Annotated in this window: 39 protein-coding genes; 9 read left to right on the plus strand and 30 right to left on the minus strand. The window is 58.9% G+C overall.

Features of this window, described 5'->3' with window-relative positions; translation table 11 throughout:
- Window positions 1–16 precede the first annotated feature (16 nt).
- The 27 genes from YA0848_RS08115 to YA0848_RS08245 all read right to left on the minus strand — a co-directional run bounded on the left by YA0848_RS08115 (window position 17) and on the right by YA0848_RS08245 (window position 15240).
- The gene (locus YA0848_RS08115) at window positions 17–211 is read right to left on the minus strand and encodes a hypothetical protein (protein ID WP_198712441.1); all 195 of its coding nucleotides are present in this window, start codon (window positions 209–211) and stop codon (window positions 17–19) included.
- A gap of 56 nt (window positions 212–267) precedes the next feature.
- Window positions 268–597, minus strand: coding sequence for a hypothetical protein (locus YA0848_RS08120; protein ID WP_198712409.1), 330 nt, complete (start codon window positions 595–597; stop codon window positions 268–270).
- A 39-nt stretch (window positions 598–636) separates the two neighbouring features.
- Window positions 637–1134 carry a hypothetical protein gene (locus YA0848_RS08125; protein WP_167418572.1) on the minus strand — a complete coding sequence of 166 codons (498 nt, stop codon included), beginning with the start codon at window positions 1132–1134 and terminating at the stop codon, window positions 637–639.
- 58 nt (window positions 1135–1192) lie between these two features.
- Window positions 1193–1579, minus strand: a complete 387-nt coding sequence (locus tag YA0848_RS08130) for a DUF3168 domain-containing protein (RefSeq protein WP_198712410.1) — start codon at window positions 1577–1579, stop codon at window positions 1193–1195.
- Window positions 1572–2075 (minus strand): HK97-gp10 family putative phage morphogenesis protein, encoded by a 504-nt coding sequence (locus YA0848_RS08135; RefSeq protein WP_198712411.1) that lies wholly within the window; start codon window positions 2073–2075, stop codon window positions 1572–1574. The genes YA0848_RS08130 and YA0848_RS08135 overlap by 8 nt, the downstream gene beginning before the upstream one ends.
- A gap of 3 nt (window positions 2076–2078) precedes the next feature.
- Window positions 2079–2249 carry a hypothetical protein gene (locus YA0848_RS08140; RefSeq protein WP_198712412.1) on the minus strand — a complete coding sequence of 57 codons (171 nt, stop codon included), beginning with the start codon at window positions 2247–2249 and terminating at the stop codon, window positions 2079–2081.
- A 9-nt stretch (window positions 2250–2258) separates the two neighbouring features.
- Complete coding sequence (locus YA0848_RS08145; RefSeq protein WP_198712413.1) at window positions 2259–2591, minus strand: head-tail adaptor protein; 333 nt, start codon at window positions 2589–2591, stop codon at window positions 2259–2261.
- Window positions 2588–2905: a head-tail connector protein gene (locus YA0848_RS08150; RefSeq protein WP_198712414.1), complete on the minus strand. Its 318-nt coding sequence runs from the start codon at window positions 2903–2905 to the stop codon at window positions 2588–2590. The genes YA0848_RS08145 and YA0848_RS08150 overlap by 4 nt, the downstream gene beginning before the upstream one ends.
- Entirely contained in the window at window positions 2898–3311 is a 414-nt protein-coding gene (locus tag YA0848_RS08155; RefSeq protein WP_198712415.1) for a HeH/LEM domain-containing protein, read from the minus strand. Before YA0848_RS08155 ends, YA0848_RS08150 begins: the two co-directional genes overlap by 8 nt.
- A gap of 41 nt (window positions 3312–3352) precedes the next feature.
- On the minus strand, window positions 3353–4558 hold the full coding sequence (locus YA0848_RS08160; RefSeq protein ID WP_198712416.1) for a phage major capsid protein: 1206 nt from the start codon (window positions 4556–4558) through the stop codon (window positions 3353–3355).
- A 10-nt stretch (window positions 4559–4568) separates the two neighbouring features.
- The gene (locus YA0848_RS08165) at window positions 4569–5228 is read right to left on the minus strand and encodes an HK97 family phage prohead protease (RefSeq protein ID WP_198712417.1); all 660 of its coding nucleotides are present in this window, start codon (window positions 5226–5228) and stop codon (window positions 4569–4571) included.
- Window positions 5206–6417, minus strand: a complete 1212-nt coding sequence (locus YA0848_RS08170) for a phage portal protein (protein ID WP_198712418.1) — start codon at window positions 6415–6417, stop codon at window positions 5206–5208. The genes YA0848_RS08165 and YA0848_RS08170 overlap by 23 nt, the downstream gene beginning before the upstream one ends.
- Entirely contained in the window at window positions 6417–6608 is a 192-nt protein-coding gene (locus tag YA0848_RS08175) for a hypothetical protein (RefSeq protein ID WP_198712419.1), read from the minus strand. The genes YA0848_RS08170 and YA0848_RS08175 overlap by 1 nt, the downstream gene beginning before the upstream one ends.
- Window positions 6605–8332, minus strand: a complete 1728-nt coding sequence (locus YA0848_RS08180) for a terminase large subunit (protein WP_198712420.1) — start codon at window positions 8330–8332, stop codon at window positions 6605–6607. The genes YA0848_RS08175 and YA0848_RS08180 overlap by 4 nt, the downstream gene beginning before the upstream one ends.
- Entirely contained in the window at window positions 8332–8817 is a 486-nt protein-coding gene (locus YA0848_RS08185; RefSeq protein ID WP_038449236.1) for a phage terminase small subunit P27 family, read from the minus strand. Before YA0848_RS08185 ends, YA0848_RS08180 begins: the two co-directional genes overlap by 1 nt.
- 135 nt (window positions 8818–8952) lie before the next feature.
- Window positions 8953–9348, minus strand: a complete 396-nt coding sequence (locus YA0848_RS08190) for an HNH endonuclease (protein WP_198712421.1) — start codon at window positions 9346–9348, stop codon at window positions 8953–8955.
- Between the two features lie 18 nt (window positions 9349–9366).
- The gene (locus YA0848_RS08195) at window positions 9367–9684 is read right to left on the minus strand and encodes a hypothetical protein (protein WP_167418560.1); all 318 of its coding nucleotides are present in this window, start codon (window positions 9682–9684) and stop codon (window positions 9367–9369) included.
- On the minus strand, window positions 9684–10055 hold the full coding sequence (locus tag YA0848_RS08200; protein ID WP_167418559.1) for a chemotaxis protein: 372 nt from the start codon (window positions 10053–10055) through the stop codon (window positions 9684–9686). The genes YA0848_RS08195 and YA0848_RS08200 overlap by 1 nt, the downstream gene beginning before the upstream one ends.
- Window positions 10056–10173: 118 nt before the next feature.
- Entirely contained in the window at window positions 10174–10737 is a 564-nt protein-coding gene (locus tag YA0848_RS08205) for a hypothetical protein (RefSeq protein WP_198712422.1), read from the minus strand.
- A gap of 3 nt (window positions 10738–10740) precedes the next feature.
- Window positions 10741–10896 (minus strand): hypothetical protein, encoded by a 156-nt coding sequence (locus YA0848_RS08210; protein ID WP_198712423.1) that lies wholly within the window; start codon window positions 10894–10896, stop codon window positions 10741–10743.
- Window positions 10897–11066: 170 nt separating this feature from the next.
- Window positions 11067–12347, minus strand: a complete 1281-nt coding sequence (locus YA0848_RS08215; protein WP_198712424.1) for a tyrosine-type recombinase/integrase — start codon at window positions 12345–12347, stop codon at window positions 11067–11069.
- Entirely contained in the window at window positions 12344–12511 is a 168-nt protein-coding gene (locus YA0848_RS08220) for a hypothetical protein (RefSeq protein ID WP_198712425.1), read from the minus strand. The genes YA0848_RS08215 and YA0848_RS08220 overlap by 4 nt, the downstream gene beginning before the upstream one ends.
- Window positions 12508–12939, minus strand: a complete 432-nt coding sequence (locus YA0848_RS08225) for a VRR-NUC domain-containing protein (RefSeq protein ID WP_198712426.1) — start codon at window positions 12937–12939, stop codon at window positions 12508–12510. Before YA0848_RS08225 ends, YA0848_RS08220 begins: the two co-directional genes overlap by 4 nt.
- On the minus strand, window positions 12936–13232 hold the full coding sequence (locus YA0848_RS08230) for a DUF1364 domain-containing protein (RefSeq protein WP_198712427.1): 297 nt from the start codon (window positions 13230–13232) through the stop codon (window positions 12936–12938). Before YA0848_RS08230 ends, YA0848_RS08225 begins: the two co-directional genes overlap by 4 nt.
- The gene (locus tag YA0848_RS08235) at window positions 13204–13965 is read right to left on the minus strand and encodes a replication protein P (RefSeq protein WP_198712428.1); all 762 of its coding nucleotides are present in this window, start codon (window positions 13963–13965) and stop codon (window positions 13204–13206) included. Before YA0848_RS08235 ends, YA0848_RS08230 begins: the two co-directional genes overlap by 29 nt.
- Window positions 13965–14741 carry a helix-turn-helix domain-containing protein gene (locus YA0848_RS08240; RefSeq protein ID WP_198712442.1) on the minus strand — a complete coding sequence of 259 codons (777 nt, stop codon included), beginning with the start codon at window positions 14739–14741 and terminating at the stop codon, window positions 13965–13967. Before YA0848_RS08240 ends, YA0848_RS08235 begins: the two co-directional genes overlap by 1 nt.
- A 292-nt stretch (window positions 14742–15033) precedes the next feature.
- Window positions 15034–15240: a hypothetical protein gene (locus YA0848_RS08245; protein WP_169903743.1), complete on the minus strand. Its 207-nt coding sequence runs from the start codon at window positions 15238–15240 to the stop codon at window positions 15034–15036.
- Between the two features lie 89 nt (window positions 15241–15329).
- On the opposite strand from YA0848_RS08245, the gene YA0848_RS08250 reads away from it, so the two are divergent.
- The gene (locus tag YA0848_RS08250) at window positions 15330–16157 is read left to right on the plus strand and encodes a S24 family peptidase (RefSeq protein ID WP_198712429.1); all 828 of its coding nucleotides are present in this window, start codon (window positions 15330–15332) and stop codon (window positions 16155–16157) included.
- A gap of 37 nt (window positions 16158–16194) precedes the next feature.
- Here the strand turns inward: YA0848_RS08250 and YA0848_RS08255 are convergent, their stop codons facing one another.
- Window positions 16195–16512 carry a DUF1654 domain-containing protein gene (locus tag YA0848_RS08255; protein ID WP_198712430.1) on the minus strand — a complete coding sequence of 106 codons (318 nt, stop codon included), beginning with the start codon at window positions 16510–16512 and terminating at the stop codon, window positions 16195–16197.
- Between the two features lie 357 nt (window positions 16513–16869).
- Between YA0848_RS08255 and YA0848_RS08260 the strand changes: the two genes are divergently transcribed.
- From YA0848_RS08260 to YA0848_RS08285, 7 genes are all read left to right on the plus strand, one after another.
- Entirely contained in the window at window positions 16870–17253 is a 384-nt protein-coding gene (locus YA0848_RS08260; protein WP_198712431.1) for a response regulator transcription factor, read from the plus strand.
- A 69-nt stretch (window positions 17254–17322) separates the two neighbouring features.
- Window positions 17323–17757 (plus strand): tellurite resistance TerB family protein, encoded by a 435-nt coding sequence (locus YA0848_RS08265; protein ID WP_169902703.1) that lies wholly within the window; start codon window positions 17323–17325, stop codon window positions 17755–17757.
- Entirely contained in the window at window positions 17757–17927 is a 171-nt protein-coding gene (locus YA0848_RS08270) for a DUF3927 family protein (protein WP_198712432.1), read from the plus strand. The genes YA0848_RS08265 and YA0848_RS08270 overlap by 1 nt, the downstream gene beginning before the upstream one ends.
- A gap of 95 nt (window positions 17928–18022) precedes the next feature.
- Window positions 18023–18151, plus strand: coding sequence for a hypothetical protein (locus YA0848_RS36395; RefSeq protein WP_269835991.1), 129 nt, complete (start codon window positions 18023–18025; stop codon window positions 18149–18151).
- Between the two features lie 181 nt (window positions 18152–18332).
- Window positions 18333–18614 (plus strand): hypothetical protein, encoded by a 282-nt coding sequence (locus YA0848_RS08275; protein WP_198712433.1) that lies wholly within the window; start codon window positions 18333–18335, stop codon window positions 18612–18614.
- Window positions 18611–18925, plus strand: a complete 315-nt coding sequence (locus tag YA0848_RS08280; protein WP_198712434.1) for a hypothetical protein — start codon at window positions 18611–18613, stop codon at window positions 18923–18925. The genes YA0848_RS08275 and YA0848_RS08280 overlap by 4 nt, the downstream gene beginning before the upstream one ends.
- 168 nt (window positions 18926–19093) lie before the next feature.
- Window positions 19094–19318, plus strand: coding sequence for a hypothetical protein (locus YA0848_RS08285; protein WP_232925069.1), 225 nt, complete (start codon window positions 19094–19096; stop codon window positions 19316–19318).
- Window positions 19319–19323: 5 nt separating this feature from the next.
- Here YA0848_RS08285 and YA0848_RS08290 read toward each other — a convergent pair whose 3' ends face one another.
- Both YA0848_RS08290 and YA0848_RS08295 read right to left on the minus strand, forming a co-directional pair.
- Window positions 19324–19548, minus strand: coding sequence for a hypothetical protein (locus YA0848_RS08290; RefSeq protein ID WP_124356040.1), 225 nt, complete (start codon window positions 19546–19548; stop codon window positions 19324–19326).
- 411 nt (window positions 19549–19959) lie between these two features.
- Window positions 19960–20145, minus strand: a complete 186-nt coding sequence (locus YA0848_RS08295; protein ID WP_078825168.1) for a hypothetical protein — start codon at window positions 20143–20145, stop codon at window positions 19960–19962.
- Between the two features lie 78 nt (window positions 20146–20223).
- Between YA0848_RS08295 and YA0848_RS08300 the strand changes: the two genes are divergently transcribed.
- Window positions 20224–22272, plus strand: a complete 2049-nt coding sequence (locus YA0848_RS08300; RefSeq protein ID WP_198712435.1) for a DNA cytosine methyltransferase — start codon at window positions 20224–20226, stop codon at window positions 22270–22272.
- The last annotated feature ends 38 nt before the right edge of the window (window positions 22273–22310 follow it).

Raw genomic sequence — 22310 nt, forward strand, 5'->3', positions numbered from 1 at the left:
CCAGAAATAACATGGCTCAAGCTGTCTGCCTGCCGGTCAGAGCATGGCGCAGCTTATCCGCCACGGTGGATGCCGAAGGCTTCTCGGCCTTGGCCTTTGTCTTGCCAGTGCCGAAGGGGTTGGTCATCTGCGCCCACTCGATCTTGGCATCCATGGCCAGGAACAGTTCGGGTATGGGAGTGGACCAGGCCAGCTCCGGCGGCCAACCCAGCCAGCCGGTGGCTACCGCGTAGAGCCGGTCGACGTAGCTGCCGTTCTCGACAGCACTTACGCCGCCGCCGGCTTTTCCTTTCCCGCGTCAGGGCCTTTCGGGTTGTACAGGGCCACCAGGTAAGCGTTCAGCTGCACGGAAACGTCCACCACGCCCGCCTGCCATACCTGCTCAGCGACAGCCTCGGCCGCTTTGCCTTTCAAGCCAGCACCGCCGGCGATGATTACCGCGCAACCGTCGACGCTCAGCGCATTGATGGCCTGGGAAGCGCCGCGCAGCCCGCCGAAGTGAGCCTCGATAGCACGCACAGCGCCGAGCGTCGGGGTCAGGATGTAGGTCTCGTCGCCGAGTTTGATCTCGACGGTGCCGTAAAGGGTCTTGCTCATGCGTCGAATCCTTGAGGTTCGGGGCCGGAGCCCCGCAGGTTAGGCGGCGGCAGCCGGGAGGATTTCCAGGATGTCGGAGTTGATGCCGATGGTGACGTTGCGGCGAACCACGTTGTCAGCAGCGCCGGCGGCGACTGTGTTGTTCATTACCTTGCCACGGTAGTAGAACGTAGTCGGCAGAATCGCCGGGGTAGCATCAGGATCGCCATCGTTCAACGTGATCTTGATGTTGTAGTCGCCCTTGCTGCGGTCGCGGTGAGCGATCTTCAGCTTGGCCTGGCCCAGGTCGCCGTTGTCGAGGCCGACAGTCAAGGTCATGTCACCAGCATCGGCGGTGCCCTTGTACTTCCGCACGCGGCCATCGCGCAGCGAGGTGAAGGTCACCGAACTGAAGGTATCACCGAACTCGCCAAGGTCTTCCACTTCGCCAATTTCGACGTAGGTGTCTGCCTTGTAGAGCGCTTCTGTATCCGCGCCGTTCTTGCTGCCGATACTGATCCGGCAGCCGGCGGCTGTATTGAGGTTGTCTTCGGCCATGATGGGGGTTCCTCCAAAGGCACATTGGATAAAGCCGCAGGGCGGCCGGGTGTTGGGTTTAGTGGGTGGTGATGACGCGGACCGTGACCGATCCTTGATACGTGACGCCGTCGGGTTCGCGCTGGGAGTCCGCTTGCTCGACCCTTACCGAGACAGCGCGCCCAACGCTCAAAGGCAGCCGGCGCTCGTCCAGGGCAGCTACAACCTCACCGAGAATGCGCTTCACCTCGGCCTGCCCGTGGGCGTCCGACCAAACCGACAGATAAATCAGGCGCTGTTCGCGCTTCCTGCCAGCGATAGGAGTGATGTTGGTGGAAATTTCGCGGTCAATGGAAACGTACGGCATCGGCGAATCCATGGGAGCGCCGTCGTACACCGGGCATGAGACCTCCGTTGCAAGCCTAGCGAACAGCGCCTCCTGTAACGCAACAGACGGATCAGCCATTGGTAAGCCCCTTGCTCGCCTTACTCAGCGTTCGACCGATGGCGGCCTTGATGTTGGCCACCACATATTCCCTGTTCACGTCCTTAGCCGGGCGAAGCCATGGATGCGCGGGGCGCGCAGGAATGTCCGGGTACTTGCCGAAGAAGTTCGAGCCGTCGGCCTTATTCGTTGGCCTGCGAGTTCTCCCCCCGGCGCGCTTGTTGCCGGTGTAGCCCTTGGTCCCGTACTCGACAAACCGCATGTAGAAGAACCTTTGCTTGTTCTTCTTGCCACGGATACCGATCTGGGCGTCAAGGCCGCTTTGCGAAACAAACACCGTCAGTGCGGCAGCAGCCGCACCAGTGTCTTTCGGGATCAGGTTCTTCATCGTCGAAAGAATGCGCTCGGCACTGTCGCGCATCACCGGAGCCAGCTCGTTATCCATGGATTGATGGAGTGTGCGTAGCGTTCGGCGAAGCTTGAAGTCGCCGGACATGCGCGAACGGCGGGCAGCCATGGATTACTCCTTGGCCTTTCCGGCCTTTTCAGCGGCTGGCGGCGCATCGGGCGCAGGATCGACCAAGCCGCGACCCACCAGGTCGGCACCAAGCTTGGCGTCAACCGTGAATTCTTCACCTTTTTCCCGGTCGCCGGTAGCGCCGGAAAGAGTGCCCAAGGCAACTACTTTCATGATTCACCTCTACGGATTAGGTACGTTTGAACAGAGCAATCGAAGCATGTCGCGCTCGTTGTTCGGCAGCGCAGCTTCGATCAGGTAGGTGGTGGCGATTCCATTCGCCTGGTAGACCAAGCGATTGCCTGCGACCGCATCAGGGCGGGGACGCACTCGAATCTCCGCTGTTACCACCGCTTTCAGTTGCTCGGCCACGGGTGATACCCGCCCCGTAGGCAACGTAACCTCCGACCAAACCTTGCCCACTTCGACCCAGGAAGTTTCGAATCCGCCTGTTTTGTTCTTGGTAAGCACTGGCTTGAACATCGTGCCCCGGTGGCGCAGCGGTCCGGCTCTCATACATTCACCCAGCGGTGAGGCTTCCAGAGCGCATTGGTTGCCATTGGAAGCTCTGCAGTTATTGTTCCAATGACCACTGTTTCGCGACCGCTATACCAGTGACCGATCAGCAACAACGCTCCTTGTTTAATCGCCTTGGTCATCAACAGCGCATTGCCAACCGGATCTGGCAAAGCCGTCTCTGGATCGACAAGCGTCCGATTTGTCCAGGTCTCAAACGCACTGAGGGCTGCATCCGTGTAGCCCTGAATCAGCGCGTCCTCATCGTCATGGTCGACCCGTAAGTGAGCCTTGACGATGGGAAGATCAATCACCCTTTGGCACCAACGCCTGAAGAGCCTCTTTGTTGGCGGAGGGATCGAACTCAATCCCTTTACTGGTGAGCCAGGCCTTCAGATCCGGAACCTTCATCTTCAGCGGGTCAGTTTCTTTCTGCGCCTCGATGGCTACGTCGATTTCTTCCTGCGTGCTACGCGATGCGTAGCCCTCGGGTGGGTAATTCACCGCCAAGTAGCCCGCCGCAACAAACTCAGCAATGGTCGGACCATCCAGCTTCAGACCGCTGGCGTCCAGTTGACTGGGGTAGGACGCCACGCCCAGGTGCTCGACCGCCACCAGCGCGCAACGCTCCGAGACATCCTGCTCGCCTGCAGGAACCTCGATCACATGGTTTCCATCCGCAGAGAATGGGAACGGCTTCTTCACTAAAATAATCGGCATAAATACTCCAAGAGGCTGGGCGCCCGAAGGCGCCCGCCCATTCAGGCAGCAGCGCTGAGGGTGAGGACCTTCACGGCCTGGGAGTCGACCAGCATGCCGCCGACGCGCTTGGTGGTGTAGAAGCCAACGAACGGCTTGTTGGTGTAGGGGTCACGCAGCACGCGGGTGCCGATGCGATCCACAATGGTGTAGGCGCGCTTGAAGTCGCCGAATGCGATTGCATTGGCGTCAGCCGCAACATCTGACATGTCTTCGTTTTCGGTGATGCCGTAACCCAGCAGAACCGATGGGGCGCCCGCTTCCAGGCCTGGGCGCCACAGGTAGTTGCCCTCGCTGTCCTTCAGCTTGCGGACGTAGGCGACGGTCAGGTTGCCCATCATCCAGGTGCCGTTGGCGCGGTATCCCGCCTTGAGGGCGTGAATCAGGTTGATCAGGCTGTCGCCAGTGATCGCACCAGCGGTGCCGCTCAAAAGCTTTTGCAAAACGCCGAATGCGCGAGCTTCGTCGTCTTTCACATCCAGACCGTAAGCCAGCAGGCCTTTCGGCTTGTTGACGCCATCACCCTTAAGGAAAGCACTGCCTTCCTTCTCAGCGAAATCGCGGGCAACCTCGCCATTCAACCAGCCCTCGGCATCGAAGAAGATGTCGTCAAGGCTGGTCTGAGTGGCTTGTGGGTTGGCGTACAACTCACCCATGAACGCAGAGATGTTGCCGAGCTTTGGGGTGTTGGTCGCTGGGCGTGGATCGGTTTCACCCACCCAGCCGGCACCGTTGCCACCGAGGTTCACCAGACGCTTGTAGTCTGGGCTGCCAACGGTGATCTGGTTGCAGACTTGACGCATAGGCGAGGTGTCGAGCAGCAACTCGATGATGCTGCGGTCCAGCTCTTCAGGAACCGCGAAGCCGCCATCCGCATCAACGCCAACCTGCAATGCCTTAGCCTGAAGTTCGCCCAGGCCGGTTTCGGTGCCTTTGCGCACGAACTGCATGAATGCAGCCTTGTGTTCGCTGGCAGCCTTGGTGCCGGTACCGTCCGGGCGCTTCAGGGCGAGCAGCTCTTTTTCAAGATCGCCCTTCAGCGCATCCAGCTCGGTCAGCTTTTCGTTAAGCGTATCGACCTGGCCGGACAGCTTGCCTTTTTCTGCTTCCAGGCCGTCGATACGCTTGTCGTTCTTCTCTTTGAACTCGTCGAACTTTTTGCCCAGCGCTTCGGCAACGTCTTGTACGTCTTTGATTTCAACAGCCATGAGAGGCTCCTTACATTCGATCAGATAGAGTTTTTAGGAATTGCAGTGCTTCGTCGGCACCCGCCTCTCGCGGTGAAACTGCGCCGTAGCCTTTAGCCATAAAGGCCTTGGCCTGGGAGCCAGAAAACCCAACCTCTCGAAGGGCTCGCTCCACTTTGCTGGGCGGCGGTGTTTCGCCGCGGGCCAGCAGAGATTTCACATCAGTGATCCGGGCCTCGTCGTTAGCCGGGAAGGTGACCGGGGATACTTCCCACAGGTCGATTGCCTTCAGCAGCCAGATTCCCTTTTCTTTGTCGTAGTCGTAACCGCCGTCCTCGAGCATGTAGCCGATGGACAGTCCAGTAAGACTTCCTGCTTTCATGTGTCCGTGCGCACGCTTGGCCAGCGGGTCCGCCTCAACCAGAAGGCGACCCTTGACGTACAGACCAACGTCGTCCTCGCGCATCTCGGTGTAAACGCCAATCGGCTCGCTCATTTGGTGCTGCCAGAGCATTGCCGGCAGGCGCCCTTTTTCCTTCCACCTGGCGAGGCTTGCTGCGAATGCACCGCGGACAACCACATCGCTGTAGCTGTCCACGACGCCAAACACTGAGCCGTAGCCTTCGAACTCGCCGCTGTCGCTGACCGACTTAATGGTCAGCGGCACGTCAAGGCGCTGTTTTGTCTGCATCGTCGGCAGCCTCTGGTTTGGTAGTCATGTTCATTGGGGTGAGGTAGATGTCGCCGCCTTCTCGGGGGTTTTCGTCTTCCAGTTCGCGGCAGTCGTTCGGGCTCAAAATCCCCCACTGAATGCCCTTGCCGTAGGACTCATACCGGCCTTTCAGATCGCCGCGCATCAGCGCGCCAGCGTTGAACTTGGCGTAATGCGTCAGGCGGTCTTTATCGTTGAGCAGCCCCACTTGGATGCGGTGCTCGATACGGGTCATGATCGGAACCAGCGAGTAGTTCACGAAGCTCATGCCCATGTGCTCAATGTTGTTGAGCGTCATCTTTTCCATGCTGGCCACCAGGTGTGGCGGCACACGGAACAACCCGCAGATCTGGGCCTCGGTCAGTTTTTTGGATTCGATGAACTGGGTGTCCTGGGCGTTGAGGCTGATTGGCTTCCAGTCCAGCCCCATCTCCAGAATCATGGGTTTATAGGCGTTCGCCACCCCCATGTGCTGGCCTTGGAAATCCTCTTTCAGTCGACCAAATGCCTCGTCGGTGAGCTGTTGCTCGGTCCGCAGGACGCCGCTGGTCACGGCGCCGTTGGTGAACAGCTTGGCGGCGTGAGCGTCCATCGCCTGGCCCAGTCCCAGCGCTTGGCGTGCATAGGCAATTGGGTTTAACCCGTTGAGCCCGTCAAGCGTGAATAACCGCACATGCCACAGCTCATCCTGGGTCAGCGTCCGTGTCCCAGACTTAAAGTTGACGGTGTATTCAACCGTCCAGTCGTCTTTGAGTTTTGGCGTAACGATGTCAGGGCTGAGCGGCAATAGCTCAACCACGTTACCCAGCGCCATCACCTTGTAGGCATAGAAGTTGCCACGAAGACACAGACACGCCACCAACATCTCCCAGAACTCTTGGGCGGTCATGTAACTATTTGGCGCCATAGTAATGAGTGGGTAGAGCCGATGTGTCGTTGCGGGTAATCGCACTCGACCGGTCTGCTTAAGTAGCCGACAAGGCAGCATCCCCATCGACTCGGCCAACACCCGAACGCAGTTGAATACGACCAATTGCTGCATGGCGCTGGTAGTTGTTACGCGCTGGCCGGCATTGCTTTCGTAGCCCGCACCCAGAGCCTGAGCCAGCTTTTCTGGCGTATCAATAACCTGGGTTCCGCTCTTCCTTCCAAGCATTGCGCGAAGCATCAGCGGCCCCCTCGAATAATAGAGACCACTGACAAGATGATTAACAGCGCACCACAGACAGTCAACGCCAGGGGCTCACCCATCCAGGACCAAAGACCACGAGTCAGCAATGCCAAACCAAGGACGCCGACGAGATCGGGGGCAGCCTCTTTCAGCGCCTCCAGCTTTGGCGGCTTGATTTCGTCGGTCATAGAGTTCGAATTCCGTGCTTTGAGATGTGGTCAGATAGAGTGTCTTCGGGGTGAAGGTTTGCCAGGACACGCCCGATCGCCATGATCAGAGCTACGGCGCCGTCGATTTTGTTGTCGTCGCCCTGCTTGATTGGACGGACAATGTCGTCGTTCCCCGGCATGTTCTTGCCAATCACGTTGGCTATGCACCAGGTCATAATCGGATTGCCATCATGGTGAAAACGGCCCGCCTCAATGGCGGCCTCCAACTCCTTCATGGGGTCGGACATGTTGGTGTAGTTCTGAGTGATCGTGATCGGCTCAAAACCCTGGTCATCAAGGTCGTGACTCAGGCCTGTGGCGCCATGCGGGTCAATTGGGCATTCACGCACCGGGGCGTGATGATTTGCCTCTTTGGTGTCCTCGAGGATCTCGCGATAGTCGACCTCCGCACCGTCGGTCACATCCAGATGCTTGGAATGAATCCAGGCCTGGAAGCGCTCAGCCATACGCTTGTTATCGGTGTTGAAGGCGGTGTCGTAGGGAACCCAGAACTTCGGCGCAATGCTGTAATAGTGGTTCTTCCCATCGATGACGCGCCAGAACAGCCTGGCCCTTGAGTTCATATCGAGCTTACGCGCCAAGTCGAAACCGGCAATCCACTCCTGGCCCTCGAACTGGTCCAAGGTCAGCGACGTGTCTTCGCAAGCCTTCCAGCTTTCCATGTTGTAGAAGCCGGATTTGGCGCTAACCCAGAGGTTGAGATGCTTCGTTTTGAAGGTATTGGCAAAGCGCGCCGAGCGAATAGCCCTAGCCTGCTGACTTTCCAGGTACTCCTGAAACACCGATACGCCGTGGTTCGGGTTGGCCTTGGCCAGCATCTTCGGATCGGTCCAGTCGTCGCCCTCATCGAGCGTCCAGATCCAGCCGAACAACTCTTCATCCGGCACCGTACCGGCCAGCATCTCGACGACCTGGCGGCGCTTGTCGTAGCAAGGGCCCTCAATGTCGGCGCCGGCCGTGGTAATGATGAACATCAGCGGCTGACGCCTTGCGCCCATGCCTGTGAGCATGGTGTCGTACTGGGCCGACGTTGGGTGCTCGTGGTATTCATCGACGATGGCGCAGCTCGGCGATGCACCGTCGCCAGGATTGCCGATCAGGGGTTCGAAGCGACTGAAGTCGGACGGGATGTTCATGTTCGAGGCATTCACCTCGATGCCGGCAGCCTGAATCAGCATCGGCGACTTGCTAACCATCAGCTTGGCCGGCCGGAAAACCTCCCACGCTTGCTTCTCCGTGGTCGCACCGGCGTATACCTCGGCACCGAACTCGCCATCGGCGACGAACATGCTGATCCCCACGCCGCCGGCGACAACAGACTTACCGTTCTTCCTGGGCACTTCCCAGTAGCTTTCACGGAACCGGCGGTGCCCGCCCTTCTTCTTTACCCAGCCGAATGTCACGGCTAGGCCGAAAAGCTGCCAGGGCTCCAGCGTGATCAGCTGACGCTTGAATGCCCATTCACCCTTGGTGTGCGGGAGCAGCTGCATCAGCTTGAGCTTTTTCTCTGCCTTCGCCGCGTCGAACTTGAAACGGAAACCGCGCTTGCGGCTCGCCGCCAGATCATCGAAATGACGCTGCACTGCCTGGTGGATATAACGGCATGCCGGCACCTTCCCGCGGAGCAGCGACCGACCCCACGCCATTGCCTTGTCGACATTGGGGTGGGCAGATTTGGTCATCAGGTTCTCAGCAGGTTGGCAAATTCGTTGGTTTCTTTCTCCTTATTGCCGCCGATCAGTCGTGTGCGACTGGCCGGGTCTAGGCCCAGCATTGAACCGAACGTCACCATCTGGCGCATCGTTTCGTTCGCGGCGGTAAGTGCGGGGTTCTTCATCGGCCCACCAGTGGCCCCGGTGACGACGATGCCATGCAACTGGATCGATTCCTGCGCAAGGCGCCAGTTGTCGTAAGCACTACAGAAGGCCTCAACGTTGTGCAGGTCTGTGATCGCCACTACGTTCTCCCGCAACAGCTCCGGGACAATCATGTTCCACATGGTGGCGGCCCGCGGGCTGAACCACTCCGGCGGGTCGATCTGGGTGATCTTGGAAAACTGCGGTTCGGCTGTGTTAAGCGCGCGCTTGCCAGGGTTTCCGGCGAGTGCTTTTTTGGCCGTTGGCTTGGGTTTGCGACCACGGCCGGCGACCGTGGCGGTGCCTCCCATCGCGCAACTCCTGAATTTTTAATTTCGCGGGTGTAAGAAAAAGGCCAAGGGGACGGTCTAGCTACCGAAAACCCCAGACTTTTGACCCTCCCCCTACCCAAACGAGAATCGCGATCATTTGAGCGAGATTGCCGGTCAATTTGCACGGTTTCTCGATGGGTTTCCCCAGCCGCCGTCCTCAGACGCTGTCTTCCTGCTGTGGCAAGCGTGGCAAAGGGATTGCCAGTTCGAGCTATCCCAGAACACGCCCATGTCGCCTTTGTGGGGGACGACGTGATCGAGGTCAGTGGCAGCAACCACGAGACCTTGGCGCTCGCACTCGACACAGAGCGGATGCTTGGTCAGGTACGTCTTGCGCGCTTGCTGCCACTTATAGCTGTAGCCGCGCTGCGCGCTGGTCTCGCGTCGCCGCTCCTTCCGCTTGGCCTCGGCACTCTTGCCGATGTCCGCATGGTCATCACAGTAGCGAGGATTGCGGGTAAGGACATTGCAGCCCTGCGCGTTGCATGGCTTTTTTGGCCTCAAAGGCATAGCCGCATCTACTCCGAATCATTGAGCCGCGCGACTGAGCGCTTCGTCGGCCTTGTCTGCGGCCTGAGCTGCAGTTGTTGCGGCCTTAGTAGCTTTGTCGGCGGCGGTGCCAGTCTTGCGGGTCAGCTCTTCAAGACGCTTGTCCCGCTCTTCCATTGCTGTGTCGTAGGCCTTGCGAATGTCCGTGATCTGGTTGCTCTGCTTATCGGCGAGTGCCCAGTACGCCGCCTGATAGCCAAGGACAGCACCACCAACAACCAGCAGCACAGCAATGGCCCAGACCTCAGCGCGCCTCCACCACCGGCGAGCAATGAATTCCAGTGCGCATCTGTCCATCAGGCGATACCTCCAAGCTTGGTGCGCAGGCGGTGGATCTCTTCGCTCTGCAGCGTAACGCGCTCGGTGAGTTGTCCGACCTGGCTGGTGAGGGCCTCGATCTTCCCTTCCATCCTGCCAACGGCGGCGGCGAGATCGTTCCGCTCTTTCGCGAACTGATCGGCGCGGGCCTCAGCTTCTTTGCGGGCCGCACGCTCTTGGTTCAACAGCTCATTGAGCCGGCGCAGCGTGCCGATATCGGCGTTATCCATGGCCCGATCGGTCGCGTCTTTAGACAGGAACTTACGAAGCCAGAGCAGCCCGCCCAGCACGACAGTGGCACTACCGCCCAGCCAGGTAGCTGTGCCCGGACCGAGGTCAGTAGGGTCCATCCGATACTCCAGAAACGAAAAAGCCCCGCACAGTGGCGGGGCTCAGAATTTTGGGTCGTCTCTCATAACGCGCAAGATCGACATGATGGGGTTAATTTACGGCCAGTCGGCCAATGGGTCAAGCGGCATCTACAAAGATTTGTTCACGGTCGAATATCTCGGTCGCGTGGATCACGGCCTGCTCTTCGAGCTTCTCCAAACGCTTGTGGATTCCGCCTCGCCAGTTGCGGCGCGTGCGCTCCGGCGAGCCGGCCAGATCCCAAGTGTTCATGTCGTAGAACTCGGCGGGCAGTACGATCATGTCGGTGGAGCGCTTGCCGACCTGCACGCCCTTCAGCTTCGGTATGGCCCAGGCCGTCAGCGCCTTATAGATGAACAGCTGCGGTGCCGGCGAAACCATGCGCGCTACCAATCTGCCAATGGCACCGACCTTGTTGGCCTTGTGCGTGGAGTACTTGGCCACCAGCACATCCCACTGAGCCGGCTCAAGCTGACGGTGAAGCAGCGCGTACAGGCAACAGTCGTAATCGAACTTGTCACGCACAGACAGCGTGCTACCTGTGCCGCCCTGGCGAAGATCGGCGTCGATCAGCTTCTGCCAGGATTGCTTGGTGCTGTTGTCGATGGTGTCCGCAGCCAGCACCCGCACAAGGGTGCCCATCACGTCTTTATACATAGCCATGGCTCAATCCCCTGTGAAGTTGGTGCCGCCGGCACCGCGACGGTTGTTCTGGTTGTACTGGGCGGACTCACCTTGATGACTAGGGCCGCGCTCCAACGACTTCACCACGGCCCGCACGCTCCGCAGTTTCAGCCCTAACTGGATCACCAGGTCATGCATCAGAAGAGGCTCAAGCGTCTCGGCGTGAACAAAACCCGAAGAGTGGCAGCCAATGCATTCGAGCTGATGGAACACGCCGCGGATTAGGCCGGCACCATGGCATGAGGGGCACTCGGTCATTGGTATCAGGCAACGCACAAATGCGGGGCCACTGCTCTTTTTCATCATTTTTAAACCTCGCCTATGGTTGAATATTGATTGGCCTCGCAGCCCTTATGCTCCGTGGCTTTCAGTGAATTACCGGAATCTTCAAATCTAAAGCCGGTCAATCCGTGAATCGCTGCAAAGCCTTTTTGATCTAGATGCGCGTGCCACTGCTCCAGGGCATCACGCTTGCGACTCATCACGTCCGACTGGATGTACACCTTCACGTTGTGGCCCATGGCGTGGTTGATCAGCAGCTCGCCAATCAGGTGGTCGATGCCGAGATCTGCCCAGCCAGTACGGGCCACCTTGCGCAGGTCATGACTGGTCCACTCGCCCTGCCCCAAACGACGGAACACGGCGCAGCCCTGAGCCTCGCCCAGCGCCTTGCCGTTGCGCGCCGGGAACATGCATTGGCCCTCATAGCCTCGGGCGTACTGACCTTCGCGGTACTGAGTCAGCAGCGCGCACACCTGCTCGGTAAGGGGCAAGTGATGCTCGACACCTGTCTTTGTGTTCTCGGCCGGGATGAACCACTCGCGCTCGGCAAGGCTGATGTGCGACCAGCGGGCCAGCCGGGTTTCGCCGATCCGTGTCCCGTGGCAGAGCATCATCAGCGCGAGCATCGAATCCAGAGGTGCAGTGGTCATCACGTTGGCCAGCTGCGCGATCAGGCCTTCCAACTGGACACCGCGAAGACGGGATGGCTTGATGCCGACCTTCGCCTTTGAGAAGTCATTGAACCGGATCGCCGCCATCGGGTTGGATGTGATCATCCCCAGCTTGGCTGCCTGACGGAACGCCAGGGCCAGCAGCTGGAATGCCGAACGCACGTAGTCGATGGAAACCGTCTCTTGAAGCGGCCACATCAGCAGTGTGTCGAGCGCAGCCTTGTCAATGGCGATCAGCGGCAGGTCGCCCAGGCGCGGTTTCAAGTGGCACTTGATGATCGAGGCGCCGGTGTTCTTGCGCTTGCTCGACAGATTTCGATCGCGCGACATGCGATCAGCGAACCAGTCCAGCAGCTCGCCGACGCTGTTCCACTTGGACAGGCTCGCGCCTTCGCCAGCGGCCAGGCGCAGACGGATCGCCGGGAGCGCAGCGACCACCTGGGAATGAAAAAGCTCAGGGTAAGTGCCGATGTGGTTCCACTCCCCTTTCAACACTAGGAACCATGAACCACCGGTTCGCGCCTTATTGAAGCGCAGGTACAGGCCCTTGTTCTCAAGGTCGCGCAGGTCCTGAACAGTGCCAGCCGACTGCCGCTTGATTTCTGCTTGTGTGATTTTCACCGCGGCAGTGGTCATAGCGCCTTCCTCGCCAAACGCTCTACCTCTGCTTTTCTTTCCCGACGGGATCGCTCGAACTCTTTAATGGAGCGCTCACGCCTTTGATTAATGAGGTGACCACAAAAAACGCCAACCACAATGGCGACGAAGACAACAATCAGGAACTGTTCGTATGCAGTCATGCGGCAGCCTTAGTTTGAGGTTGAAGAAGGTAGGCTCTGATCGCCTCAATAGCGTCGACGTGCCCACGGCAAACGATGGCCAGGTAACCCTGATCGGTCAGCGCCTGCAGGTATGCGTCCTGGGCCGGGGAGACGGCGGCGTCATACGGCGCCCGGGCCTTGAATTCGATGTACAGGCCGAAGTACCCGCCGCGGGCCATGGGCAGTACCAGGTCGGGAACGCCGGCCTTCACGCCCTGCTCTTTAAGCTTGATCGCCACCAGCTTGTGCCGGTGCCCACCGTTAGGGACGTGGTAGATCAGCTTCGCGGCAGCGGGATAGCGCAGGCTGATCTCCTTGAGCAAGGCGGCCTGCTCCAGCCCCTCACGGTCGATGGACTTGGCGCGCGCGGGTTTCGCACCAACGGACTGTGGGTTATAGGGCTTCAAAGTTTCACCCTCCCTTCACGGATCAGGATGTCCTGGGTGCGCATGACGCCCTCGGCCAAATACAAACGAACCTCGTCGCGGGACAGTTGCACCGGCGCCCGCAGGCGGCCGTCGGCGATGTCGTGGCAATAGCCGCAAGCCCAAGCCGCCTGGAAGTCGTTCGGTTTCAAGCCAACGCCGCATGTGCCGGCCAAGCGGTAGTGCGCCAGGACTGTGGTGGACGGCTCGCAAGAACAGCCAGGGAAGCGCACCTGGCAATCGCGGTCACGCGCGGCTTTGGTGAGTTTGCTCATCGCGCCTCCCGATACCAAATCTGGCCATCAGCTCTTGCCGAGCCGCCTTGCCGTCAGTCGTGATCCCCATTCTGGCTACCTGAGCAGAGGCGACCCGCTCAGTGAGCTCGGAGGCACGTTCCGCGGCTGACTTGTTGCCGTCGTAACCGATGCCGACGGCGATTTCCTCAAGAGGCAGACCCTGTACCAGAAGGCGGATGGTGATGTCGTACGCCCGGTCAAAGACCTTGCTGGCCTTTTCTGGAATCAGGTCGCCAAGGTTGTGCATCTCGCACTGGAGCGCAGCATGTCGCACTGCAACGTGGGACCAAGTGCGCGCGCCGAAACGGCTTGGGTGTGAGTTTTCGAGCGCCTCACGGAACGCCTTATCGTGGGAGGGAATGCCCAACATCTCGGGCGTCGGCTGGCACCACTTGATGAACTTGCCGACGCTTGGCGCGAAGTCGCCGCCGATTTGGCGGCAGTTCTGTAGGCCGTAACGGATCTGCTCAAGGGTCGTGATCCCCGCAACGATGAACGCCTTGATCCAGCTGCGCTTGGCGGCATTCAACGAATCGGCATCAGGCCAAGCCTGTTTCCAGGCAGGGAAAATCGCCTGCAATTCTTTGAACAGCGCGTTCACGACGTCGGCGGTGCCTGGCGGCAACTGCTTCGGCTGAACCAGCGCTACCGGTGGCAGGTTGCCCATTGTGCTGAGCAGTTGTTCGGTGCTGCGTGGCTTCTTGTTTTCCATCACAGGTCTCCCAGATCGTTTGCCCAGCTGGTGTCATCGAAGTCAGGCGCCTTGCCCTGCCCCAAAGCTTTGACGCGTTCGCGCTTGACCCACTGAACCAGTCGGTAGCACCAGCCTGCCGAGGTATCGATGGTTGCTGGCTTGGCAACGAAGAAGCCCATGAAAGCTCTGATCGCCTGCTCAGGAACGGCATCGGCAGGAAGCCCGGCGATTGCGATTTGATCCGACAGCGCCTTCTCGTTCGGAGCCCAGGTGGCGAACATGGCGAAACGTTGGCGATCATCCTGCGGTTCAACAGCGGCGCGGTTCTGTTCGTCGAGAGCGGATTGGATCTCGCGCTGCTGCAGCTGCTCTTCGGTTCCTTGATGGTTAAGTGATGGATTGGGTGCAGCCGCTGCACCCCGTTCTGTTCCAGACTGCACCCCGTTCTGTTGTGGGTTGCACCCCGTTGCATCATCTGCACCCCGTTTTGTACGGGGTGCAGGATTTGCACCCCGAAATATTTGAAGGTCATAAACGACTGGGCGGCGGTCGTGTCGATCAATGTGAACCGCAGCGATGGCCTGATTGCCTTTTTGAATGAGTCCGAACTGCTCCAGATCGTCAAGCTTGTAACGCACGGTACGCTCGGAAAGGCCTGTGTCTTGGGCCAGGGTGGAAGCAGAAGGGAAAGCGCCTGTGCCGTTCGAGCCGGCGTAGTTGGCCAGGCACAGCAGTACGTGACGCGCGCTTGAGTCTTTCAGGGTTTCAGTGGGCAGAGAAAGCGCCCAGGACATTGCTTGAACGCTCACAACGAGCTCCCTTTGAAAAAAAATAGAGTGGCCGTCGGCGCAGGCTTTAAGTGTCGCGACACTTTTTCGGACTCACCTGAAAGTGTCGAGACATCGCTGAAACTGTTGACTGTGGGTGTGTTTTTGATCACTATTCACCTCGAGATAAAGCTGTACTAAGCCGCCCTGCCAGGCGGTTTTTTTATGCCTGCGATTTGGATACTGGATGAATTAACAGCTAATCCAGAATCTCTAGCTGCCGTTCCCCGCTAAACGGAAAATGGCGTCATCGAACAGATCAGGCGGACTGCTTCAATGGCTGAGTCGGGTCATCGTCTCGATTGGCGACCAATGCACCACCAGACTCCTTTTCAAGAACGCACTGCATTGGGTAAGAAAAACCACCCGCAGCGCGGCACTGGGAAACGCGGCTACCGCTAACGCGGAGCGCGTCACCGATGGCGCGCCCGGTGCGGAAATGTTTTAGGGCTTCGTCGAAGGTCATGGGCGTGTCTCCATTGTCTCCGGCGAGTTTAGAGTTCTTAACAACACAAGGCAAGTTATCTAAACAGTGAAATGTTTAGAATCCTAAATATGGACTTTAAAGACCGCGTGATCTCACGCATGAAGGCGCTCAACCTCAGCGCCACCGACATCAGCAAGCTGACTGGCGTATCAAAGGCGACGGTCAGTTTCTGGGTGAGCGGCACGAATGGCGCAAAGGGGAAAAACCTTTTGGCGCTAGCGAAGGCTTTGGATTGCTCGCCGGATTGGTTGTCCGATGGCGTCGGTACGCCGGATCAAGCGTCCAGCGACGACACTAAGGCCGGAATGTCCACGGTTGAGCTGATGGCAAAAATGCTCGCGTCTAGGGCTGGAAAGAATCTTTCGGAAAAGGCTCGCGAGACGATGCTCGCGGCAGCGGAGCAAGCAGATAGTCCAGCCGAGCACGGCGGGAGTTTCGTCTCAAGCCATCTGTCGAGTCTTCGACCCACAAGTGAAGAAATCGTCATTCCTCAATACGATATCCGAGCGGCTATGGGGCACGGCCAGGTGCCGCCCGACTACACCGAGGTCGTTCGAAATCTAGTAGTGCGCGAGGAAATTCTTCGCGAGAAAGGGGTTACTTATACCTCCGCGTCATCGCTGGGGATGATCAACGGCTGGGGCGAAAGCATGGCCGGGACGATCAACGACAAAGACCTGGTGATAGTCGACAAGGGGATAAAGGATTTCATCGGCGAGGGGATATACGTTCTCACTTGGCATGGAGAGCTGTATATCAAGCGTGTAATGCGCATGGACGAAGAGTGCTACAGGCTGATATCCGACAACAAACACTATGAAAACCAAACGGCTCGAATCGACGACGTGACGATCCACGCCAAGGTGCTGTTGATCTGGAATGCCCGAAAGGCATAACCAAAAGCCCGCCACCTAGCGGGCTTTTTTATGCCCATCAGAAAGGCGCGGGCTCTTCAACCGCATCTAACTCATCATGATCCTGGACCCGGGGATCTTCATCGGCCGCAGCTTCCCAGCTCAAAGTGACCGATTCATCTTCGTCGTTGAAAGTCATCTCAATACCGTCAACGTCGGCGAGCACGCCCATAACCTCCTCCCACTCACGCTCTCCATCGCTATCAAGCCTGTGGATGGTTGCCCACTTCCGGTCCTGAGCGATGGGATGGTTAATCATGCTGGAGACTCTGAGCGTGAGGCGCTCAACTCCTGATACGGGGGCTTGTTGCTGGGTTTTCTTCTGCGGACTCGCCATCGGCTGCTCCTTAATTGCTGTATATCCATACAGGTTAATGCGCAGATTATCCGATCTTTTCTAATCGCGTAAGTCTTGACGCAATCAGCGTTCGGGCGTATCCCGCGGCCACAAAAGTTAAGATATCTAAAATAACGGTTGACGATTTCTGTTTAGTTTTCTAAATTTGCTCCATCGCCGAGTAGAACTCGGCGATACACGACTGGTGAAGCCGCCAGATAGCTCGGGATCAGCGAAGTGATCTCCCAGCCCCTGAAAACGGGACCGACTGGATCAAGCTCTTTAAACAGAACGGAAGATTTCACTGGCTGGCCTTGGCGACAGGGCCAGACGGGAAACCAACCGGGAGTCACATTGATGGAATCAACAATCGTCAGCGGCGCATGGAAGGGTCATCTCGGACTCGGCCTTGCGCCAAAGGAAGTTCAGTACCTGCTGGGCACCGCCCAGGGCAAGACGGCGAAGGAGATTGCCCGCCAGTTCGACGTTGCGGCCTGCACCGTGGCCAAGCGCCTTTCCTGCGCGATGTTCAAGCTCGGCGTCACCCGCCAGACAGCCGCGGTGGCCGAGGCGATGCGCCGTCAGATTATCTCCCCGATGTGCTTCACATTGGCGGCCTTGATCGCAATGCACGCAATGATCAGCGATGACTCCATGCGCCGCGATCGCCGGGCACCAGAACGCCGCACCGCGCAAGTGCGTGTGGTTCGCCAGTCGGAAAGGCCAAGCCTCACTGCGTAACCGAAAGCATCACTCCTGCACCTTGGCGACAGGGTGCAGCGGGATGTAACCCAACCCAGAGGAATCACCATGTTAGGCAAATTGTTCGGCAAGAAATCCGGTCAGGCCCGTGCAGCAGTCGCCAAGCTGGCAAATCGCGATCTGATGGAAGCGGTGGTGTACGGCTCAATCTACGTTGCGGCCGCTGATGGCGAGCTTGAAGAGAGCGAGCTGTCGAAAATCGAAACCATCCTCAGCAACAACCCGGCGCTTCAGGGATTCGGCGCGGAGCTGTCCAACACCATCGACCGTGCCAAGACCGACTTCAAATCAGGCACTCGCATCCTGCGCCAGAACGCCGAGAAAGAACTTGGTGACCTGGCCCACTCCCCAGCCGAAGCGTTGACCGTACTCAACGTGATGCTGACGGTGGCCGAGGCCGACGGCGAGATCGAACCCGCTGAGCTGACCGCGCTGGAGCGCAGCGCGAAGCTGCTCGGCCTGAACCTGAAAGACCACCTGTAATGCCGGGCTTCACAGAGCTGGTGAAAAGCCTGCGGGCTTTTCTCATCGTCGCTCTGCTCGTCGGCGTGGTGCTGATCGATTCAGTATCTCGAATCATCAGCATGTGCGCCGACGGGTTCCTTGCGGTGCTGAGCCTGCTTCTGATCTGGCCGCTGATCAAACAGCGCTGAGCATCACTTCTGCCCATTCAATGAGTGGGCAGCGGGATGCGGACGACCAATACCGCTATGCGGCCACCTGCATCAAAACCCAACCGGAGAATCTCATGCTCCTACTGTTCCTGATCGGCGCAGCGCTCAGCCATGCGCGGCCAGAACCGCCACCTGATGACGGCCTGCCAACCGATCCACTGTGCTACCACCGTGAGCGCTGGCGATGTACCGGCGGGGTCTAGGCGTTCTGGCGCTCAAGGTCCCGCCCAAAACTCAAACTACTGCGTCGGTGAAAGGCCCGAACGTCCAACGGGCCTTTCTTTTTACTCGCCTTTATCCGTCAGCTCCCTCCCCTGGGCCCACCGACACATACCAGGCGGTCAGGGTGCTGACGAATAAACGCAACCCACTGAGGTATCCAGCATGCACGCATCAATTCAACAGCGCGTAGACGGGGTTGCGGCCCTGCATGTTCGCTCCCGCATTGCTACCGAAGACTTCTACGCCCTGATCGGCAAGGAGCAGCCAGTGCAGAAGATCCGCTATCAGATCATCACCCGCGGTAGGGCGTATCACATCGTCGAGCTCGCCACCGGCAAGGTGAAGGGCTTCCGCTGGACATGGAAAGAGGCCAGCAACTTCGCCCAGGCACTGGAGTCTCGTGCAGACGGCGTGAAGGTGACGCTGTCAGGCGGTGCGCAATGATCGGTGTACCGATGCCAAACCCGAAAGACGCTGTGATTGCTGACCTTAACCGCCAGATGGATGCATTTTTCGGCGCGGGCAAGTCAGTTGAAGAGATCGCCAGCGGCGTATCAGGCGAGAAAGGCGGACCAATCAAAAGCACTCGTAGCGAGAAGCTGCGCGCCGTGCGGGACAAGATAGCGCCGCGGTTAAAGCGCCTTGTCGATGAGGGGTATTCGCTGCACGAGGCTTGCCTGGAAGCCGGCGTTGACTACAAACGCGCCAGACTCATCGCCAGCGAAAACAACTTCAAGCTGCCCAGCAACCCATGAGGCGGATCAGCAAACAGGTGCGGCAGCGCCGACGGCAGGCATGGCTTGATTTGCCAGCACATGAAATCGAAGAGGTAGGCCCTGGCGAAGGACAACGCGCAGATCCAGCGGGACAAGCGTGCGAAAGAGAAGGCGCTGCTCGACAGGATCGGCGCCGAGAAGCGAACGTTGATTGTCTCCAAAGCGCTCGATGACGCGCTTCAGGTGCTAGGCGAGCGCCATGACTTCGAGGAATGGCAGGAAACGGTATCGACCTTCCTGATCAACCTGGCAGCTGCGTCAGCCGAAGAATCCGCCCGCTTCGTCAGCATGTCGCGACCTGATTTCGAGATGACAGAAAAGCAGTCGCGACAGCTTGATGAGTTCGCCAAGACCGGGGTTGAAGCCCTTTAGGGTGACTATGCTTTTACCCGCACGCCAGTCAGGACAGCAGTGTGAGCATTGCTTATCTCTGCGCATGCGGAAGAAATTCGATCATCTCGAGCAGGATCCTCATGCGGAAAGCTGGATACCACCTCCGCCGCTAAATCCAGCAATGATTTAAGGTCAACACCCTGCTTGTGTGCCGCTTTAACAACAGAAATAAGCGCAACTTCTAAAGAAATCTCACGATCAGTAGCCATCTCAAACTCCTTAATCCGGCGCCATGCCGGTCACCCGTAATACCCCATATCAATCTCGGACGCAGATATTTTTAGATTCTAGCTTGAGCGAACTATGAAAACTGCCGCTATCGCAATCACAGCGACGACTCCAAACACCATCCGTGCGAGCCAAGGAGCTGTTAGCCAGACGCCGGTAACCCCGGCAATCTGCCCAATATTTTTTTCGCTGAAATAGCGGCCAGATGGCGGCTCGCGAAAAGGATTTCCGCAGTGGGGGCAGGAGTAGGCTTTATCAGAGATTTTTGCAGAGCATTCAGGGCAGTCAATTAGGCTCATGATTTTTTGTCCGTTTTAATTAATGGCTGCAAACCAATATGAAGACTTCATTTTCTGATTTTGGTTCTGCGGGAAATCATATGAGCCCACTCATTAACGAATCACGCCAGCCGGCTCAGTAGCAGGCAGGCCGGCGAGGTCACGCCACTTCGCCAGGTCAGCGATCAACTTAAGTCCTGGGCGCACCTCAGCTTCGAGCGCTTCATCAGGAAGGCTCAGCAGGCGGACAACCTCAGCGCCGATCAGGCGTATCGCTTCCACATCGGTTTTCGTGCTCATCGCAGTCACCGTCAGGTTTTTGCTGAGTGCAAATCATCAACCCAATTTACGAATCACGCCAGCAGGCGAGGATCCCCTATGTCCGCACAACAGAAGAAACACCCCTTCGATTTCAAAACCCAATACGGACTCGGCTTCAACCCTCAGGACGACGAGATCGTTGTCGACTTCTTCTGCGGTGGTGGCGGCGCCGGTACCGGGCTGGAAATGGGCCTGGGCCGCACGGTGAACGTGGCGAAGAACCACAGCCCGCAAGCGATCAGCATGCACACCGTGAATCACCCGGGTGCCAAGCACTTCACCACCGACGTGTTCGAGGGTGACCCGGACACCGAGTGCGGTGGCAAGGCCGTCGGCTGGTTCCACATGTCACCGGACTGCACGCATCACAGCCAGGCGGCCGGCGGCCAACCGCGTAAGCGCGAGATCCGCAACCTTTCGTGGATTGGCTTGAAGTGGGGAGGCAAGAAGCGGCCCCGAGTTATCAGCCTGGAGAACGTGAAGCAGATCCTGCAGTGGGGTCGCCTGATCGCCAAGCGCGACAAGGCAACCGGCCGCGTGGTGAAGCTCGGCGGCGACGTTGCTGCACCTGGTGAGGTTGTGCCGGTGGGTCAGCAGTTCCTGATCCCGGACCCGAAACAGCGGGGACGAACCTGGCGCCGCTTCGTGACCTTGCTGGAAGCAATGGGCTATGTCGTTGAGTGGAAGGTGATCAAGGCGTGCGACTTCGGCGCGCCGACCAGCCGGGAGCGCCTGTTCATGATCGCCCGGTGCGACGGCCAGCCAATCGTGTGGCCGGAGGCGACTCACGCCAAAAACCCCGCCAAGGGCCAGCAAAAGTGGAAAACCGCCGCCGACTGTATCGACTTCACCGACTTGGGAAAAAGCATCTTCGGCCGCAAGAAGGACCTGGCCCCGGCCACCCTGCGCCGCGTTGCCAAGGGCATGAAGAAGTTCGTCATCGATAGCGCAGCGCCGTTCATTGTGCCGATCGCCAACTGGTCGGGAGAGACGGTGCAGTCGGCCAGCGAGCCGCTGCGCACCATCACCTCCTACCCAAAGGGCGGCGCCTTTTCGGTGGTCAGCCCAATCATCGCACCGGCAACGCACCAGGGCAGCGATCGTATCAATGACCCGCTTGATCCGCTGCCCACGGTTACGTGCGCGAATCGGGGTGAGCTGACCCTGATCAGCCCCTTGATGGTTGGAGCCGGTGGGCCTGAGTATTCCGGCAAACCGGTGGGCATGGACCAGCCGGTGGGCACACTGATGACACAGAACCATCGAGCACTGGCTTCCGCCTGCATCGTTCAGGCCGGGCACGGCGAGGGCTCTGGCGCGAACAAACGCCGCTCCCACGGGGTCAATGACATCTGCGGGCCGGTCGGCACCGTCACTGCCAGCGGCGGCGGACAGGCAGTCAGCGCCGCGGTAATGATCCAGGCGAACGGCGGGTTCAACACCATGCACGCCAAGGGCATGCACGAACCCATGACGACGGTCACCAACACTGGCAGCCAGCAGCAACTGGCCGTGGCAAACCTGGTGCACTTGCGTGGCAACTGCGATGTGCGCGACCTCAACGACCCGCTGCACACCATCAGCGCCGGCGGCCAGCACCACGGGTTGGTCAGCGCATTCATGGAGCGGGCATTCGGCGGCAGCATTGGCCAGGGCCTCGATGATCCAGCGCCGACCATCACCGCCGGTGGTGGCGGCAAGAGTTCGCTGGTGTCGCTCACCCTCTCGCCAGAGCATGAAGCAGGCGCCCTGCGGGTTGCCGCCTTCCTGATCAGCTACTACGGCACCGAGAACATCAGCGCATGTGACTCGCCGGCGCCGACGATAACCACAAAGGACCGCCTGGCCATGGTCACCGTGATGGTCAAGGGAACGCCCTATGTGATCGTCGACATCTGCCTGCGGATGCTGAAGCCGGCCGAGCTGTACAAGGCTCAGGGATTCCCCGCCGACTACGTCATCAGCCACGGCGCCGACGGCAAGCCGTTCACCAAGACTCAGCAGGTGCACATGTGCGGCAACAGCGTCAGCCCGCCGCCGATGGCCGCCCTGGCTCGAGCCAACGACCCATGGCGCGCCGAGCAGCGCCAAGCATACGCCGCGTAACTCCCTCACTCCACCGCCCGGGCATGGCCCGGCAAGGA

This window comes from Pseudomonas sp. S4_EA_1b (assembly GCF_016307435.1).
GTDB classification, from domain to species: Bacteria; Pseudomonadota; Gammaproteobacteria; order Pseudomonadales; family Pseudomonadaceae; genus Aquipseudomonas; species Aquipseudomonas rhodesiae.

Bases quoted from the DNA above. Each gene is read 5' to 3' on its own strand.
- YA0848_RS08130 (WP_198712410.1), bottom strand. From the start codon at position 1,579: ATGGCTGATCCGTCTGTTGCGTTACAGGAGGCGCTGTTCGCTAGGCTT.
- YA0848_RS08235 (WP_198712428.1), bottom strand. From the start codon at position 13,965: ATGGAAAACAAGAAGCCACGCAGCACCGAACAACTGCTCAGCACAATG.
- YA0848_RS08270 (WP_198712432.1), top strand. From the start codon at position 17,757: ATGCCGGGCTTCACAGAGCTGGTGAAAAGCCTGCGGGCTTTTCTCATC.
- YA0848_RS08275 (WP_198712433.1), top strand. From the start codon at position 18,333: ATGCACGCATCAATTCAACAGCGCGTAGACGGGGTTGCGGCCCTGCAT.
- YA0848_RS08265 (WP_169902703.1), top strand. From the start codon at position 17,323: ATGTTAGGCAAATTGTTCGGCAAGAAATCCGGTCAGGCCCGTGCAGCA.
- YA0848_RS08155 (WP_198712415.1), bottom strand. From the start codon at position 3,311: ATGCCGATTATTTTAGTGAAGAAGCCGTTCCCATTCTCTGCGGATGGA.
- YA0848_RS08175 (WP_198712419.1), bottom strand. From the start codon at position 6,608: ATGACCGACGAAATCAAGCCGCCAAAGCTGGAGGCGCTGAAAGAGGCT.
- YA0848_RS08205 (WP_198712422.1), bottom strand. From the start codon at position 10,737: ATGGCTATGTATAAAGACGTGATGGGCACCCTTGTGCGGGTGCTGGCT.
- YA0848_RS08195 (WP_167418560.1), bottom strand. From the start codon at position 9,684: ATGGACAGATGCGCACTGGAATTCATTGCTCGCCGGTGGTGGAGGCGC.
- YA0848_RS08260 (WP_198712431.1), top strand. From the start codon at position 16,870: ATGGAATCAACAATCGTCAGCGGCGCATGGAAGGGTCATCTCGGACTC.
- YA0848_RS08145 (WP_198712413.1), bottom strand. From the start codon at position 2,591: ATGAGAGCCGGACCGCTGCGCCACCGGGGCACGATGTTCAAGCCAGTG.
- YA0848_RS08230 (WP_198712427.1), bottom strand. From the start codon at position 13,232: ATGAGCAAACTCACCAAAGCCGCGCGTGACCGCGATTGCCAGGTGCGC.
- YA0848_RS08120 (WP_198712409.1), bottom strand. From the start codon at position 597: ATGAGCAAGACCCTTTACGGCACCGTCGAGATCAAACTCGGCGACGAG.
- YA0848_RS08180 (WP_198712420.1), bottom strand. From the start codon at position 8,332: ATGACCAAATCTGCCCACCCCAATGTCGACAAGGCAATGGCGTGGGGT.
- YA0848_RS08300 (WP_198712435.1), top strand. From the start codon at position 20,224: ATGTCCGCACAACAGAAGAAACACCCCTTCGATTTCAAAACCCAATAC.
- YA0848_RS08215 (WP_198712424.1), bottom strand. From the start codon at position 12,347: ATGACCACTGCCGCGGTGAAAATCACACAAGCAGAAATCAAGCGGCAG.
- YA0848_RS08165 (WP_198712417.1), bottom strand. From the start codon at position 5,228: ATGCAGACAAAACAGCGCCTTGACGTGCCGCTGACCATTAAGTCGGTC.
- YA0848_RS08280 (WP_198712434.1), top strand. From the start codon at position 18,611: ATGATCGGTGTACCGATGCCAAACCCGAAAGACGCTGTGATTGCTGAC.
- YA0848_RS08170 (WP_198712418.1), bottom strand. From the start codon at position 6,417: ATGCTTCGCGCAATGCTTGGAAGGAAGAGCGGAACCCAGGTTATTGAT.
- YA0848_RS08255 (WP_198712430.1), bottom strand. From the start codon at position 16,512: ATGGCGAGTCCGCAGAAGAAAACCCAGCAACAAGCCCCCGTATCAGGA.
- YA0848_RS08295 (WP_078825168.1), bottom strand. From the start codon at position 20,145: ATGAGCACGAAAACCGATGTGGAAGCGATACGCCTGATCGGCGCTGAG.
- YA0848_RS08220 (WP_198712425.1), bottom strand. From the start codon at position 12,511: ATGACTGCATACGAACAGTTCCTGATTGTTGTCTTCGTCGCCATTGTG.
- YA0848_RS08140 (WP_198712412.1), bottom strand. From the start codon at position 2,249: ATGAAAGTAGTTGCCTTGGGCACTCTTTCCGGCGCTACCGGCGACCGG.
- YA0848_RS08190 (WP_198712421.1), bottom strand. From the start codon at position 9,348: ATGCCTTTGAGGCCAAAAAAGCCATGCAACGCGCAGGGCTGCAATGTC.
- YA0848_RS08125 (WP_167418572.1), bottom strand. From the start codon at position 1,134: ATGGCCGAAGACAACCTCAATACAGCCGCCGGCTGCCGGATCAGTATC.
- YA0848_RS08245 (WP_169903743.1), bottom strand. From the start codon at position 15,240: ATGACCTTCGACGAAGCCCTAAAACATTTCCGCACCGGGCGCGCCATC.
- YA0848_RS08135 (WP_198712411.1), bottom strand. From the start codon at position 2,075: ATGGCTGCCCGCCGTTCGCGCATGTCCGGCGACTTCAAGCTTCGCCGA.
- YA0848_RS36395 (WP_269835991.1), top strand. From the start codon at position 18,023: ATGCTCCTACTGTTCCTGATCGGCGCAGCGCTCAGCCATGCGCGGCCA.
- YA0848_RS08160 (WP_198712416.1), bottom strand. From the start codon at position 4,558: ATGGCTGTTGAAATCAAAGACGTACAAGACGTTGCCGAAGCGCTGGGC.
- YA0848_RS08185 (WP_038449236.1), bottom strand. From the start codon at position 8,817: ATGGGAGGCACCGCCACGGTCGCCGGCCGTGGTCGCAAACCCAAGCCA.
- YA0848_RS08290 (WP_124356040.1), bottom strand. From the start codon at position 19,548: ATGGCTACTGATCGTGAGATTTCTTTAGAAGTTGCGCTTATTTCTGTT.
- YA0848_RS08240 (WP_198712442.1), bottom strand. From the start codon at position 14,741: ATGTCCTGGGCGCTTTCTCTGCCCACTGAAACCCTGAAAGACTCAAGC.
- YA0848_RS08200 (WP_167418559.1), bottom strand. From the start codon at position 10,055: ATGGACCCTACTGACCTCGGTCCGGGCACAGCTACCTGGCTGGGCGGT.
- YA0848_RS08250 (WP_198712429.1), top strand. From the start codon at position 15,330: ATGGACTTTAAAGACCGCGTGATCTCACGCATGAAGGCGCTCAACCTC.
- YA0848_RS08210 (WP_198712423.1), bottom strand. From the start codon at position 10,896: ATGCATGACCTGGTGATCCAGTTAGGGCTGAAACTGCGGAGCGTGCGG.